The organism is Acidobacteriota bacterium (genome assembly GCA_018001935.1).
Taxonomy (GTDB): domain Bacteria; phylum Acidobacteriota; class JAAYUB01; order JAAYUB01; family JAAYUB01; genus JAGNHB01.
On the sequence record JAGNHB010000039.1, the window covers coordinates 1 to 16,164 of the forward strand.

Consider the following 16,164-nt stretch of genomic DNA (forward strand, 5'->3'; position numbering starts at 1 on the left):
GCGCAGCGGCTGCCGCTGCGGCCTCTGCGAGGCCTCAAAGGTATGGATCAAGAAGGGGCCCGAGACCCTTCTTGATCCATTAGCTTATTTTTAGTGGATTTTTGTCTAGACAAAGGGGAGCACCGCATAGTACCCTGAGCCTGTGAGTTATTTCCGGAGGCAGGGGTGACGATGACAGCCGGCAGGACCGGGCCGCGGTGCAGAGCGCGCGGCCGCGGAAAGGGCAGGGTTGGCCGCGGGCTGTCGGAGAACGGCTGGAGAAGGCCGTGACCCCTGTCATCGACCGGGCCCAGAGGTGAAGCACCATCTTCGACACGGAATGTCAAATCAACGTTCATGCCTGAGGGAGGAAAATATGATCAGCCGTCGAGAGAGCCTGGGAGAGTCCTGCGATCGCCCGTTCCGGCCCATGGAGACGGCCCTGCGCCTGACCTGGATTCTAATTGTCTTCACCGTCAATCTGGCGGCTGGGGACAAGCCGAAACTGGTGGAGAAACCGTATGTCGATCCCCGGGGGTTTTTCAGGATATTCCCTCCGGAGGGATGGCAAACCCAGGAGTTCCAGGACGATCCGCGGGGAAAAGTCAAATTCGTCTACCCGGGCGTGAAAGCGAACCTGATCCTGGTGATCGGCCAGTCGAGCCCGTACGCCGACCTGAAGGCCCTGCGGGGGGACCTTGAACTGCAGAACGGGCGGATGAAGGCGAAAGTGGCCAGCGCATCGTTTTCGCTGACCGACACGATGTTCCAGGGAAGCCCCGCCTTGCAGAACGTCATGGAAGTCCCCGGGATGATGAAACAGGTGCAGGTCCACTTCCTCTCGGGGGGGATGTACTTCACGCTCTGTTACGGGTCCACCCCGGCCCTTTTCGAGGATTACCGGGCCGCGGCCATGAACTGCCTGGAGAGCCTCGAAACCGTTGCGAAGAACCTTTCCCCGGAGGAGGCCCGCCGCCACGCGGCGGCCTCGAAACTCCGAACGGCGAGGCTGATGATTCAGCTGGGTCAAACGGGCTACGCCCGGACCGTCGTTCAGGAGGGTCTGGCGCTCGATCCGGAGAACCCGGAACTGCTGAAGCTGAAGCAGCAGATCGACCCGTGAGGGCGGGGTTCGTCCCGCCGCGTTCGGCATGAGAACGACCGCCCCGAGCGAGCACGCCCCGGGGCGACCGGACGCTCAGGGTTTACGAGGCGTGCAGGATGAAATGTTTTGACTTTTTGTCACCTGATGCCGGAGGGAGATATGAAACAGAGATTTCCATCTCCCTTCCGTCGTCGGAAGACCCGTTTCCTCAGGAGGGAAGCATGACATCCCATCATCTGTTTTCGTCAGCCAGCAAGGCTTTCGGTCGCGCGGCCGTCGTTGCCCGCGCAACGATCCGGGGCCTGGCGCTTCCGGCCCTGGTCGCCGTCCTGGCCGTTGCCGCCCTCGCCGCGCCCGTGTTTGCCGGCGCCGCCCCGGCCGCCGGGGGGACCGTGGTGAAGTGGGGCAGCAACACCTTCGGCGAACTCGGGAACGGGGCCCAGGCGCTTCAGCTCACGCCGGTCCAGGCGGTGGTGATAACAGGGGTGATGAACGTTGCCGTCGCGCCCTTCCACACGGTGGCGGTGAGGTCCGACGGGGCGGTCTGGGCCTGGGGCAGCAACAACTACGGCCAACTCGGGAACGGTACCGACACCGCCCGTTATACTCCTGGCCCGGTACCCGGCCTGACGAATATCACCGCGGTGGCGTCAGGGGCCTACTTTTCCCTGGCGCTGAAGTCGGATGGGACGGTTTGGGCCTGGGGGAACAATTCCTACGGCCAGCTGGGGGACGGGACCACCACCGGCCACAACACGCCCCGGCAGGTTCCGGGGCTCGGAGACGTCATCGCCATTGCCGCCGGGTCCAACCATTCCCTGGCGGTGAAGTCGGACGGGACGGTCTGGGCGTGGGGGCTCAACAGCAACGGGCAGCTCGGCGACGGCAGCCTGACGAACCGGCTGGCACCCGTCCCGGTTTCCCTCGTGGAGAACGTCCAGGCCGTTGCGGCGGGAAGCGGGCATTCCCTGGCCCTTCGGCAGGATGGCGCGGTTTGGGCCTGGGGCATGAACAACAGGGGACAGGTCGGCGACGGCACGACCGTCCGCCGCACCACGCCGGTCCCCGTCTCGGGGCTCACGGGGGTCTCTTCCCTCGCGGCGGGCTCTTCCCATTCGCTGGCCGTGAAAACGGACGGCAAACTGTTGGCCTGGGGAGGCAACTGGAACGGCCAGCTGGGGGACGGGACATGGACGACCCGGAAGCTCCCCGTCGAAGTATTCACCAACGTGGTTTCCGTCGCGGGCGGGTCGGCTCACTCTCTCGCGGCCCGCGGTGACGGGACGGTCTGGACCTGGGGATACAACGAGTACGGCCAACTGGGAATCGCATCCACCTCGGATCGAAACACGCCGACCCAGATCGACGGGATGAGCGGGGCGCTTCGGGTCGCCGGGATGCAGTTCGGGTCGGCCATCGTCCGGGCGGACGGGTCGGTCTGGTGTTTCGGAACCGACATCGCCGGGCAGTGCGGCACCGGATCCTGCGAAGGCGTCAATCCGTTCGCCTTCGCCGTCGGTTCGGACCCCCTGGTCACGGCGATCTCTGCCGGGGACAACCACACGCTTGCCCTCAGCGACGGGAAGATCTATGCCTGGGGAGACAATTACAGCGGGCAGCTGGGCGACGGGACCACGTACAACCAGAGTACCCCGAAAGAGGTTCCGGGATTCAACGGCGGGGTGGCCATTGCCGCGGGGTCACTGCATTCGATGGCGCTGAAGGGGGACGGGTCCGTCTGGACCTGGGGCTACAACCTGGACGGCCAGCTGGGGGACAACACCTACGACAACCGCTACTATCCGAGCCCGGTACCGGGATTGTCCGGCGTGACGGCCATCGCGGCGGGCGACTACCACTCCCTGGCGTTGAGCGGCGGGCAGGTCTGGGCCTGGGGGGACGGCTTCTACGGCGAGCTGGGCGACGGCGCCACGGACGGTCGCCCCTCCCCGGGGCCGGTGCCCGGATTGACCAACGTGGCGGCCGTGGCCGCGGGGAACGATCACTGTATGGCTCTGACGGCGGACGGCAAGGTCTGGACCTGGGGCGGAAACGATGCGGGGCAGATCGGGGACGGGTCCACCACCGACCGCCTCACCCCCTACCTGGTCCCGGGGGTGACGGGCATCACCGCCATCGCGGCGGGGGCCTCGTTCTCCCTGGCCCTGAAGAGCGACGGGACTGTCCTGGCCTGGGGGGGCAACGGCTGGGGGGCCCTCGGCCTGCCGTCGTACACCAATTACCTCACCCCGCAGGCGGTCCCCGGCCTGACGGGCGTCACGGCCATCGCGGCCCGGGCGAGCCTGCACTCCCTGGCCCTGAAGTCGGACGGCACCGTCTGGGCGGCGGGTTACAACGCCCTCGGGCAGCTGGGGAACGGGTCCGCCGTCGTCCGGGACAACACCTTCCGGCAGGTGCTGGGCTCCGTGGGCGTCACGAAGATCTCGGCCAGCGGCTGGAGTTCCATGGCCCTCACCAGTGCGACCCTCACCACTCCGCCCACCATCACCCAGCACCCCCACGACGTGACGATCCCCGCGGGGGCTACGGCCACCCTGACCGTCTCGGCCGCGGGCTCGGAACCCCTGGGCTACGCCTGGTTCGGCGGGCTCCTGGGCGACGAGATGGATTTCATCGACTGGGCCCCCAACGCCCCCTACCTCATCCTCCCGGAAATCCCGGCCAGCGGCCGGGTCTTCGCCCGGGTCTACAACTTCCTCGGCTTCGCCGACAGCGACGTCGCCACCCTCACGGTGACGGGGGGCGCCGCGCCGTCCGTCACCGCCCCGCCGGCATCGACCACGGTCCTCCCCGGCGAGTCGGTCCTGCTCGCGGTGGTGGCCGAGGGCACCGCGCCGCTTTCGTACCAGTGGTACACCGGGCCCTCGGGCGACACCTCCGCCCCGATTGCGGGCGCGGTGTCGCCCGCCCTGGTCACCCCCCCGCTGGCGACGACCACCGCCTTCTGGGTCCGGGTGTCCAACGTCTACGGCGCCGCCGACAGCCCGGCGGCCGTGATCACGGTGCAGTCGTGCATCGCCCCGTCCATCGTGGCCCAGCCGCTCGGGAGCGTCGTCCCGGCGGGACAGCGGGCCACCCTGACGGCCCAGGTCCGGGGGACCGCCCCCCTGGACTTCCAATGGTTCGAGCTGACCCCCGGCGGAACGAACCCCGTCGCCGGCGCCACCCAGGCCTGGTACACCACGCCGCCCCTGACCGCCTCCGCCACGTACCGCCTGCAAGTCCACAACGGGTGCGGGGACCTGGACACGGCCACGGCCACGGTGACGGTGCTTTCCTGCACGCCGCCCGTCATCACGACCCCCCCGCAGGGCACCACCGTCAACATCGGCGCCACCGTGTCCCTGGGCGTTTCGGCCACGGGCACCGCGCCGCTGTCGTTCCAGTGGTACGACGGCGAGACGGGGAACACGGCCAACCCCGTCCCCGGGGCGACGACGTCGCTGCTGACCGTCGGCCCGCTCAACCAGACGCGGTCCCTGTGGGTCCGCGTGACCAACGCCTGCGGCCAGGCCGACAGCCCGGCCGCCGTGGTGACGGTGGAGGAGTGCTATCCCCCGGTTTTCACGAGCCAACCGGCGGACACGACGGTCCTCGCCTGGCAGACGGCGACGCTGACCGCCGCCGTCTCCGGGAACGCGCCGTTTTACTACCAGTGGTACGAGGGCCCGAGCGGCGACGTCACCCTCCCGGTCTCCGGGGCCATCGCGCCCGTGTTCGTGACCCCGCCCCTGGACCGGACCCGGTCCTTCTGGGTCCGGGTCACCAACCCCTGCGGCCTCAGCGAAAGCCGGACCGTCACGGTGACGGTATCCACCTGCTCGCCCCCGGTGATCCGGCGACAGCCCAAGGGTCGGACGGTGCGCCCCGGGGGCGTGGTCACGCTCTCGGTGAAGGCCGAGGGGCAGGCGCCCTTCAGCTACCAGTGGTACCAGGGGCCCCGGGGGGAAACGGGCACGCCGGTGGGGAGCAATGAGCCATCCTTCACCACGCCGCCCGTGACGTCCACCACGTCCTGGTGGGTGCGCGTGTCCAACGCCTGCGGGTCGGTGGGGAGCGAGGCGGCCGAGGTGCGGGTGAACGGGGCCGCCCCCGTCATCAACTCCCAGCCGCAGCCTGTGACGGTGCAGGCCGGGGAGCGGGCGACCCTGGGCGTGGCCTGGGAGGGCGGTGCGAAAGCCGGTTGCCAGTGGTACCTCGGCGAGAGCGGGGACAGCTCGAACCCCATCGCCGGCGCCACCTCCCCCGAGTACACCACCCCGACCCTGAACGCCAACGGGTCCTACTGGGTGGAGGTGGGCGGGACGGCGGAGAGCGAGACGGTGGAGGTGGGTGTGCAGGGCGAGGCCGCCTACCGCCTGTACGCCGCCCACCTGGCCACGGACGCCAACTGGTGGAGCCGGTTGACCCTGGCGAACCCCGGGTCGTCCGCCACCGAAGTGGTGATCGAAGCCTTCAACGGCGCGGGGGTGCCGGTGTACGCCAAGGGGGCGCCCCGGCGAACGCTCCTGCCCGGGGAGGCGCTGAGCCTGGACGCGGCGGAGTTGGTGGAAAACGGCAGCGACTACTGGCTGCGCCTCACCAGCCAGAAGAAGGTGGCGGGGGTCATCGAGTTCGGCATGCGCGGCAACGCCACCACCGAGGTGATCCTGCCGCTGCTGGACACCGGCTGCCTGGGGATGGTCTACCCCTACGTGGTGTCGGGGATCGGGAACTGGTACACCGGCCTCACCCTGCTCAACACCACGCCCGTGAGCGTCCAGGTGCTCCTGTCGGCCTACCGGGAGGACGGGACGCCCCTGGGGGCCCTGGGCCCGCTCCTCATCCCCGCGCGGGGAAAGTACGTGCGGCTCGTCAGCGGCCTGTTCCCGGCCGGGTCGGGGATCGACCCGAGCCAGATCCGTTTCCTCAAGGTGGAGGTGCCGACGCAGGGCGGCGTGGACGAGAACGCGGGCCCGCTGCTGGGCTTCGAGCTGTTCGGGATCTTCAGCGCCCAGGGCGGGCTGTCGGGGCTGCCCGGCTTCGTCCTGCCGGCGGAGGCGCTGACGGAGCGGTCCAGCTCGACGCTGCACCTGGGCGAGGTCCCGCCCGACGACCAGTGGTACACGGGGGTGACCTTCTCCAACCTGGGGACGGCCCCGGTCACGGCGAAGGCGGACCTGCTGGACGGCGCGGGCTCCCTCCTGGCGAGCGCCGACCTCAGCGTGGGGCCCCAGAGCCAGATGACGCGGGAGGTGTGGTCCCTCTTCGGCGGGACGCCGTTCCCCTCCGCGGCGCGGGTGCGGGTGGTCTCGCCGACGCCCCTCCTGGGCTTCGAGATCAACGCGGCCAGGAACGGGCTGGAGAGCCTGGACTTCGACGGCCTCCTGGGGATGGGGGGCGGGTGCACGAAGCAGTGCTTCCCGCTGGTCCGGTGCACGGGCGCCTGGACGACGGTGCTGCGGCTCACGGACCTCTCGGGTTCGACCAACGCCTACACCCTGAAGGCTTACGATGCCTCGGGGGCGGAGGTGGGGACGAGCGCGGGGACGGTGGCCGCCAACGCCCAGTCGGTGGCGGACCCGGCCGTCCTCTTCCCGTCCGTGGCGGCGTCCGTGGCCTGGGTGCGCCTGGAATCGGCCGGCCCGCTCCTGGCAGGGGCCACCCTCGAAAACGCCGCCACGCACCAGATCGGGAAGTACGTCGGGATTCCGGTCCCCTGACCGCCGAAGCCCCGGCACCGGGGCACGTACGCGAAGACCCATGCATCGGCTTGGCCGGCCCGCGCCGCCCCGGCGAAGGCGCTGTCGGGGTGCGGCGTCGCGTCCCCGCCGCCCCGGCAGGGCGTCCCCGGCGCCAGGAGCTTGATGAACAATAATGACACCCCCGTAATAAGTCCTGATTGTGATCTCACAGAGGCACAGAGGCACGGAGAAGAATCATAAGATTTTTTGATTCTAATAAATACGATTTGCATTTCTCCGTGCCTCCGTGCCTCTGTGAGAGAAAGGGACTTTTTGCGAACCCGTCAAATTTCCCCGGTAGTCCGGGGATTTATAATCCGGCCGGAGGTTCCCCCATGAGCGGACCAGACAGCCTGCCAACCGCGACCGTCAATTTCCCCTTTTCACTGACCACGGCGCGATTCTTCCGGATTTCTTGCGATCGCCGGCCAACCCGTGATAAAATGGCACCAGAAATGCCGTTTTGAGGCGCAATATGGAATTAGTGTCTCGCTTTTTTTCTCCCCCCGCCGACCATTTTTTCCTGCTCGGTCCTCGTGGCACCGGCAAGACCCTGTTGACCCAGGCGCTTTTCCCGCAAGCGGTCCGGATCGACCTGCTGGAGCCGGAAACCGTGCGGGTCCTGTCCGCGCGGCCCGAACGCGTGAGGGAGTTGATCAAGGCCCAGCCCTCCGTCCCGCAGGTGGTCATCGACGAAGTTCAGAAACTGCCCGAACTGCTGGAAGTCGTCCATCTGCTGATGGAAGAACGAAAATCCATCCAGTTCATTCTGACGGGGTCGAGCGCCCGCAAGCTCCGGCGGGGCGGTGTGAACCTGTTGGGCGGAAGGGCGGCGCAGAAGTCCCTGCACCCCTTCATGGCCGCCGAACTCGGTCCGCGGTTCGACCTGGCGGAAGCGTTGCGCCTTGGCATGCTGCCGGTCGTTCGGGGCGGGCGGAAACCGGAGAGCATCCTGCACGCCTACAATGGCCTCTACCTGCGGGAAGAAGTTAAAATGGAGGGCCTGGCGCGCAATATCGGAAATTTTTCCCGCTTCCTCGAAGCCATCAGTTTTTCGCACGCGGGAGTGCTCAACCTCGCCAATGTCGCCCGCGAATGCACCGTGGGCCGTAAAACAGTCGAAGGCTATCTGGGTCTGCTGGAGGACCTTCTCCTGTCCTTCCGCATCCCGGTCTTCACTCGGCGGGCCAAGCGTGAATTGGCGGCCCACCCGAAATTTTTCTTTTTCGACGCCGGCGTTTTCCGCGCCAACCGTCCCCGCGGGCCGCTGGATGCGCCGGGAGAGATCGACGGCGCCGCCCTGGAAGGGCTCGTCGCCCAGCATCTCCGTGCCTGGTGCGAATACACGGCGGGCAACCACCAACTCTCCTACTGGCAGACGAGATCGAGAGTGGAGGTGGATTTTGTCGTCTATGGCGAAAGCGGACTGTATGCGCTGGAGGTTAAAAACACGACCCAGGTGCGGCCGGAAGATCTGCGCGGCCTGAAGAGCTTCGGCGAGGACTATCCGGAGAGCCGCCGTTTTCTGTTGTATCGCGGGAAGGATCTGTTGTTGCGCGACGACATCCTGTGCGTCCCCTGTGGCGACTTCCTCCTCAGCCTCAAGCCAGGAGTGTTTCCCTATGACCGTTCTTGAAACCCTTGCAAAGGCGCTGACCAGGTGTTCGCTCTCTTGCCGAAGGATTTCGTGAGATGCACCAGTCTTTTCGCGGGTAATTGGTTATCGGATCCATCGGGATGAGCTGGATATGGGTGGATATGGGTGCCAGGAATGGGGACGTAGACGAGAACGGGCGGGTGAACCCCGTCGACCTCCTGGCCGTCGCGGGTGTCCTGGCCGGCCTGTACCCCGCCGGGCAGGGGCCCTGCCCACACCCCGAACGGGCCGAGTGGGCTGGTCTCGTGACGTCCAGACCCTCGGCGAAATGCCGCAGCGGTGTGACGGCGTGTTCAGGCGTTCATTCGCCACAGGGCGAAGTTCAGCACCGCGGCGAAGCTCACCCACGCCAGGTAGGGCGCGAGCAGCCACGCCGCGGCCCGGCTGACCGGACGGAAGCCGGCCATCGTCGCGGCGATCGCCAGCCAGAGCAGCACGATCTCGGCAAAGGCCGCACCGGTCCAGTGCAGTCCGAAGAAAAGGGGCGTCCAGGCCGCGTTGAGCGCCAGTTGCGCAAGGAAGAGTGTGAGCGGCCGGCGCTGCGCCCTGAATCCGCCCTGCGTCCACACGAGCCACGCGGCGACCGCCATCAGGGTGTATAGCGCCGACCACACCGGGCCGAACACCCAGCCGGGCGGGTTCCACGACGGCTTGTTCAGCGTCGCATACCACTCCCCGGGCACGAACAACCCACCCATCGCGGCGGCGCTGAAACTGAGCGCGAGCCAGGCGATCAGGCCCAGCCGGCGCAACAGCGGGGTAACCGGTTGGCCTGCCTTTGGATGCATCGTTTCCCCCCCGAAGCTTGCGTTCAAACAGCATTGACGCCCTCGCATAAAGTCCTTTTCTCTCACAGAGGCAAGGAGAAATGCAAATCGTATTTAAGAGAATCAACAATCCTTATGATTCTTCTCCGTGCCCCCGTGCCTCTGTGAGATCAAAATCCGGACTTCTTGCGAGATCATCATCATTAGACTCGATGGAAGGCGGGATGTCAAGTTCGGCGGATACACCGGACCCCGGGCCCGCGCGGTACGCGGGGGCATACGCCTCGATGAGGGTGAACACGAACGGGAAGTGCGAAAACTGTCAGGAGGTCGTCGTCGGGAGACAGGCGATGGCGTTTGGCCGGTTGACCGCAACCGGATACGCCTCTTCTCCGTGCCCCCGTGTTCCTCCGAGAGAAATTCCGGAAGGCGCCTCCCGGAGGCGGGGCGCCCCTTGGCCGCACCACCGGCGATCCGTTTTCCTTTGCGATCGTTGCGCGAGATCAAGATCCGGGCAGGCTCCCGCCAAGGCGCCAAGGAAGACCGCCTTGGCCGCAAAGTCTCTTAAAGGGCCTCGAACGGAACTCCGCTTCAGATGGTCGCCGGCCCTGTTCCCGAGACCCACTTCCACCCCCTAAAAGCCGCGAAAAAGACGGCCGCGACGAAAAGCCCTTGCTCCCGGGCGGCGGAGACTCTAAGATCAGTTGCGAGTCTGAAATCAAGAATGCCGGGTTCGAACCCATGTTCAGGAAAACCCCCGGAGTCCTGTTTGTCAGCGGCAGCATCGGCCTCGGGCACGTCACCCGGGACCTGGCTCTCGCCGCCGCGCTTCGGGAGAAGGTCCCGGGCGTCCGCCTGGCCTGGTTGGCCGGCGACGCCGCGCGGGATTTCCTGGCGGCCGCCGGGGAGCCGCTCCTCCCCGAATCGGCGCACTACACCACGGGCACGGGGATCGTCGAAGCCGCCGGCCGCGGGTTCTCCCTGAACCTGGCCCAACCGTCCTACCTGTTTCGCAATCCGTGCAACCTCCTGCGTCTCTTCCGGTTCTACAAGGATCTCCGGTTGAACGTGTCTCTCTTCCGGCAGGCGGCCGCGACCCGGGACTTCCGCCTGGTGGTGGGGGACGAGACCTTCGAACTGGCGCTGGCGATCACCCGGAACCCGGCCCTCAAGGCGGCCCCCTTCGTCCTGTTGACCGATTTCCTGGGCGTGGACGCCATGACCCGCAACCCGTTCGAGCGCCTGCTGGTGCGGGTGATGAACCGCGGCTGGGTCGCCTTGCTGCGGGGAATCGGGCGGACCTGCGACCGGGTGCTGTTCGTGGGCGAGGCGGAGGATGTCCCCGACGTCCCGTTCGGGCGCCGACTGCCGAGCCGGCGCACCCTGGCCCTTGAAAAGGTGGACTTTGTCGGTTACGTGCTGGGTTTTAACCCCGCTGCCCTGGCCGACCGGGCCGCGGTCCGACGGCGCCTGGGCTACGGCGAGGGGCCGGTCGTCCTCTGCGCCGTGGGCGGGACGAGCGTGGGCATCCCCCTGTTGCGGCTGTTCGCGGAGGCCTGTCCGCTGGTGCGGGAGAGGGTCCCGGAGGCCGCTTTCATCGCGGTCGGCGGCCCCCGCATCCCCGGCTCGGCGGTTGACGGCCCGCCCGGGCTGGACGTTCGGGGGTACGTGCCGGAGCTTTACGAGCACCTGGCCGCCGTCGACCTGGCCGTGGTGCAGGCCGGCGGCGCCACCACCCTGGAGCTGACCGCGCTCCGGCGGCCGTTCCTCTACTTCCCCCTCGAGGGGCACTTCGAGCAGGCGAATGTCGTCCACGGCCGCCTCAGCCGTCACGGGGCGGGGAGGCGGCTCGATTTCGGCCGGACCGATGCGCGAAGCCTGGCCGCGGCCATCCTCGAGACCCTCGGGACGACCCCGGGTTGGCCGCCGATCCGCTGTGACGGGGCGAAAAAGGCGGCCGGGATCCTGGCGGCGTACCTGGATCACCCACCCGGATAAACCGGAAATTGAACCACGAAATACACGGAATACACGGAAATTGAACCACGAACCACACGAACCACACCAACGAAGAATTCAGATTTCAGAGTGGGGAAACCCGATGCGGGGACGGAGGAGGGAATCCCGGCAGCGTCGTCCGGCATGCCCCGGAGCTGAAATGCCCCGCTTGTGCCGATCCGGGTCCGGAATCGGCGGAACAGTTCTCCCGCATAGGCGCCAGGATGCAAAGCCTCGCAAGGGAATCCCCTTTTTCCGGTTCCGGCTTTGCGAGGCTTGGCGGCTTTGTGCCTTGGCGAGCGGTTGGGACCGCCCGTCTTTTCTTCTGGAGCGTCCGGATGATCCGTGTCCATCCGTGTTCATCCGTGTTCATCCGTGGTTTCTTTCCGGTTTATCCGGGTTCGGCAGGAGGAAGAGACGGCCGTCAGGAGGCCTCGGTTGGGAGACAGGGGGAAGGAGACGGGAGTCGGGCGGAACGCGTCTCGGCGGGGGAGGCCTCGCCTCCGGGGTAGACAGGTCGGACGTTTTCCGTCGATTCAGCCCCTCCAGTGCCTTCGAGCTTGACTGATCGTGAATTTTCTTATAAATTTCAAATAGGGTCTACGTTACGAACGTTGCAATCTACAACCCCCCCTGTGGAGAGACCCTGTCTTCGTCCTGGTTGACCAACATGATCGCGGAGGACAGAGGCAATGGGCAGGACGGGCGCTTCACCCCGGGGCATGACAGGGAGACCGCACCGGTCAGCCCCGGTTCTCCGGCTGGCCCTCGTCCTGCTGGTGCTCTGCCTGGCCCGTCCCGTGGCGGCTGCAAGTCTCGCCCAGCGGGTCGCCGGGGCATCCCGGCTCCGGCTGGACAGCCCGGAGCAGTGCCGAGAAGCCTGCCTGGGGATCCTGCACGACCTGGGGGCGTCCATCGACTCGCCGGAAGGGGTCGCGGTCTTCCGGCTTCTGGCTGAAACCAGTTATATCCTGGAAGACGGGGAGAGCACGATCCGCTACGCCGCCCGGGGTCTGGCGCTCCAGTCCCGCACGCGCGAGCAGGACGTCCGCCTTCGCCTCAGCCTGAGCGGCGGGTTCGACCTTCTCGGGCAGTACGAGAGGGCCCTGGCGGAACTGGACACCGCGGGGCGGGTCGCCGAGGCGGTCGGTGACCCTGCCCTGAGGGCCCTCGTCCGGGCCCGGCGAGGGCAGGAGGCCTCCATGCTGAAGCGATACCGGGAGGCCCTGGTCGACGTGGTTGCCGCCGCCGCCCTCCTGGAGAGGATTTCGGATCTGGAGACGCGCTCCGACGTCCTCAACGCCATCGCGGAGACGTACGTTTCCATGGAAGACTACCCCAAGGCCCTGGACTACCACCTGAAAACGCTGGCCGTCCTGGAGGGGCTGGGGAACCGGCAGCAGATCGCCGCGGGGTGTTACAACGTGGCCCGGCTCCAGCACGCGCTGGGGCGGACGCAGCCGGCCCTGGAGTTCTACCGCCGCTCGCTGGGCCTCTGCCGGCAGCTGGGGGACGCGTCGGGGGTCGCCTTCGCCCTGCAGGGGATCGCGTCCATCACCGGGGAGAAGGGCGACCGGGGCGCCGCCATCCGGGACCTGGGCGAAGCCGTCCGCCTGTTCGACCGGCTGAGGCACGTCCAGATGCAGGTGAGCAGCCGTATCGACATGGCCGAACTGCACCTGGCGGGAAAGGACCTGGCGCAGGCCCTCGCCGTCGCCACGGCCGCTCTGGACCTGGCCGAAAAGGCGGGGTTGCAGGACCGCCTGATCGACATCCGTGCCCTCCTCGCCCGGCTCTGCGAGGCGTCCGGCGACTTTCGGAGCGCCTTCGCCCATCAGCGCGAGTTCATCCGGTTGTCGGCGGCGGCCTGGCAGAAGGAGCGGGAAAGCGCCCAGGGCGTCGCCCGGGAACAACTGGGGACCCGGCTGAAGGAGCAGGAAAACGCGACCCTGGCCCGGGAGAACGAGATCCGTCGCCTGCAACTGGAAAGCCACCGCGCCCTGCAGAACGTCTACTTCGGCGCGGCGGTGGTGTCGGTGCTGGTCCTGTTGCTCCTGTGCTGGCTGCTCGTCCGGAAGGGCCGGGTGGAGAAGCGCCTGCGCTGGCTGGCCCAGACCGACGAGCTGACCGGCCTGCTCAACCGCCGGGCCGTCCTGGCCCGCGGGCGGGCGGAGTACGACCGCTCCCTGCGGTACGGGTTCGACCTGTCGGTCCTCCTCATGGACCTGGACCGGCTCAAGGAGGTCAACGACCGGCACGGTCACGACGCGGGCGACCGGGTCCTGGCGGAGTTCGGCGACCTGTGCCGGGACACGCTCCGGATCTCCGACATCTGCGGCCGCTGGGGCGGGGACGAATTCGTCGCCATCCTCCCCCACACCGACGCGTGCGAGGCCCTCGCCGTGGCCGGGCGGATCTGCGAGCGGGCCCGCCAAGTCATCGTTCCGCGGGGGCCGGGCGGGACGGCCACCACCCTCAGCATCGGCATCGCCCTGCGGGACGCCGGGGACACCGGCATCGAGGACACCCTCAAACGCGCGGACGAAGCCGCCTACGCCGCCAAGACCGCCGGTCGCGACTGCGTGCGGGTGCACGGGGTTGTAACGGGGCCCCCGCCGGAACCCGCGGGTGAGGCCGTTCCACCGCTTGCGCCAGAGGCCTCTCCGGTTTCCGCCGGCACGCCGCCGGAAGGCCTTTCCGGGAAAACGGGAGACTGAATCACGGCCTATACGGAAATTGAACCACGAACCACACGAACCACACGAACGAAGAAGGCAGGAGAACGAAGACAGACGGTCGGATATCGGAGACAGGAGATGGCGTCGGGCCGATTCCCGATGAGCGGAGACGCCTCTTCTCCGTGCCTCTGTGAGTGGATTTCCGGACGGATCTCTCACGGAGGCACAGGCACGGAGAAGAGGCAACCGGAGCAGCATGCTCTCCATTGGGAGATCCTCCTCGAAATGCTCCCCGCTGCCGTTTCGAGAGATCGATCCCCAGATCTTGCGTGTTTTGACAACGAGTTTACTTTGAAAGTGCTTCACTCTTCCTTCGCGAGCTTTGCGTCTTGGCGAGAGCTGACCCGGATTTTCATCTCGCAAAGACGCAAAGCTCGCAAAGAAAACCGGATAGCCCTCGGATGCGGCCAAGGGGCTCGAAAGGCCGTCTTCACCGGGTCGTCGCAGCTTCGGGGCAGACTTTCCGGAACAGCTCGCGCAAAGGCACGGAGGCACGCAGAAGCGCCGTCTCCGATTCCGATCCGCCGGCCGAACGCCCTCGCCGTTCTCCCGTCTCCCGACCAAGGACTCCTGAGGGCTGTCTCTTCCTCCGGCCTCCCGAATTTGGATTCTGAATTCTGAATTCCTCGTTCGTGTGGTTCGTGGTTGATACAGGCTTTTAGCGGTTTAGGCTGAAGGGGTTTAGCATCCGGCCCGGTGAATCGTGGCTGCCTTGAACATCCTGCCCCGGAATCCCGTTCGTGTATTTCGTGTATTTCGTGGTTCCCTTTTTCGGATTATCCGGGTTAGGATGTGCCGGTTCGGGATTGGGGATCGGACGTGGCCAGAGTCAGGAAGCGAACATCCCGGTTCAGCACTCACCCCGTGCTCGTGGCGGCGGAGAGCTTCCTCTTCCTGTCCCTCCTCGGCTCCCTTCTCCTGTGCCTCCCCGGTTCGGCCCGGGGGGAGCCGGTCGAGTGGGTGGACGCGTTTTTCACCTCCACCAGCGCGGTCTGCGTCACCGGTCTGACGGTGGTGGACACCGGCACCGTCTTCTCGACGCTCGGGCAGGTATTCATCCTCCTCATGATCCAGTTGGGCGGCCTGGGGATCATGACCTTCTCCGTGGTCTTCATCACCCTCTCCGGGAGCCGGATCTCCCTCTACGGCCGAACCCTCATCGAGCAGACGTACATGCCCCAGGCCGAGGCGCAGATCTACACCATTGCCAAGACCATCGCCGGGGCCACCCTGCTGATCGAGGGGGTCGGCGCTGCCTTTCTTTTCCTTTTCCGGCCCGGTGACGGGATTTTCGCCGCCGTCTTTCACGGCGTTTCCGCCTTCTGCAACGCGGGGTTTTCGCTCTACCGGGACAGCTTCATGGGCCTGCGGGCCCACTGGGGCTACAACCTCGTCGTCTGCGGCCTGATCGTCCTGGGCGGGATCGGCTTCTACGTGATCTTCGAGGTCCGGAACCGCCTGTCCGGGCGGTGCAAGCGCCTGTCGCTGCACGCCCGCATCGCGCTGCTGACCACCACCGTCCTCATCGTCGGGGGGGCGGCCGCCTTCTACTTCCTGGAGATGCGGAACCTGCTCGAGGGCCTCCCCGTCGGCGAGCAGGTCCTCGCCTCGCTCTTCCAGTCGGTGACGTCGCGCACGGCCGGGTTCAACACCCTCGACTTCGGCCTGGCGAGCATGTCCACCCTCGCCCTCGTGATCTTCCTGATGTTCGTGGGGGCCTCGCCGGGGTCCACGGGAGGCGGCATCAAGACCACGACGCTGGGCGTCCTCTGGTCGGCCGCCGCGAGTGCCCTGCGGGGAAAGGCCGAGACCGAGGCGTTCCAGCGGACCATCCCCCAGCGGGTGGTGACCCAGGCCATGGTGCTGACCCTGATCTCCGCCATGATCATCTGTTTCGCCGTGATCGCGGTGGTGGCGGTGGACGCCCACGGCAGCCCCTTCGGACGGCATCCCGTCCGCTTCGACCAGTACCTCTTCGAGGTGGTCTCCGCCTTCGGGACGGTGGGCCTGTCCACGGGGATCACCGCGGGGCTCTCGGACGCCTCGAAACTGATGATCAGCCTCGTGATGCTCGTCGGCCGGGTGGGCCCTCTCACGCTGGCCTTCATCCTGGGCCGGGACAAGGCCGGCCCCAAGTACCGTTTTGCGGAAGGGAAGGTGATGGTGGGCTAGGCGC

The 16,164-nt window shown here is 67.0% G+C and carries 6 protein-coding genes and 1 pseudogene; 6 read left to right on the top strand and 1 reads right to left on the bottom strand.

Features of this window, described 5'->3' with window-relative positions; all coding sequences use genetic code 11:
- Positions 1-355 precede the first annotated feature (355 nt).
- The 3 genes and pseudogenes from KA419_14100 (at position 356) to KA419_14110 (ending at position 8,464) form a co-directional block, all read left to right on the top strand.
- Positions 356-1,102 carry a hypothetical protein gene (locus KA419_14100; protein MBP7867071.1) on the top strand — a complete coding sequence of 249 codons (747 nt, stop codon included), beginning with the start codon at positions 356-358 and terminating at the stop codon, positions 1,100-1,102.
- 203 nt (positions 1,103-1,305) lie between these two features.
- Positions 1,306-3,465 (top strand): annotated as a pseudogene (locus tag KA419_14105) (RCC1 repeat-containing protein).
- 3,838 nt (positions 3,466-7,303) lie between these two features.
- Positions 7,304-8,464: an ATP-binding protein gene (locus KA419_14110; protein MBP7867072.1), complete on the top strand. Its 1,161-nt coding sequence runs from the start codon at positions 7,304-7,306 to the stop codon at positions 8,462-8,464.
- A 314-nt stretch (positions 8,465-8,778) separates the two neighbouring features.
- On the opposite strand, the gene KA419_14115 is transcribed toward KA419_14110, so the two are convergent.
- A complete protein-coding gene (locus tag KA419_14115) occupies positions 8,779-9,273 on the bottom strand; it encodes a tryptophan-rich sensory protein (protein MBP7867073.1) in 495 nt (164 codons plus the stop codon).
- A 720-nt stretch (positions 9,274-9,993) separates the two neighbouring features.
- Here KA419_14115 and KA419_14120 point away from each other — a divergent pair.
- From KA419_14120 to KA419_14130, 3 genes are all read left to right on the top strand, one after another.
- Entirely contained in the window at positions 9,994-11,250 is a 1,257-nt protein-coding gene (locus KA419_14120) for a hypothetical protein (GenBank protein ID MBP7867074.1), read from the top strand.
- A 692-nt stretch (positions 11,251-11,942) separates the two neighbouring features.
- The gene (locus tag KA419_14125; GenBank protein ID MBP7867075.1) at positions 11,943-13,967 is read left to right on the top strand and encodes a GGDEF domain-containing protein; all 2,025 of its coding nucleotides are present in this window, start codon (positions 11,943-11,945) and stop codon (positions 13,965-13,967) included.
- Between the two features lie 840 nt (positions 13,968-14,807).
- Positions 14,808-16,160 carry a hypothetical protein gene (locus tag KA419_14130; protein MBP7867076.1) on the top strand — a complete coding sequence of 451 codons (1,353 nt, stop codon included), beginning with the start codon at positions 14,808-14,810 and terminating at the stop codon, positions 16,158-16,160.
- Positions 16,161-16,164: the final 4 nt, after the last annotated feature.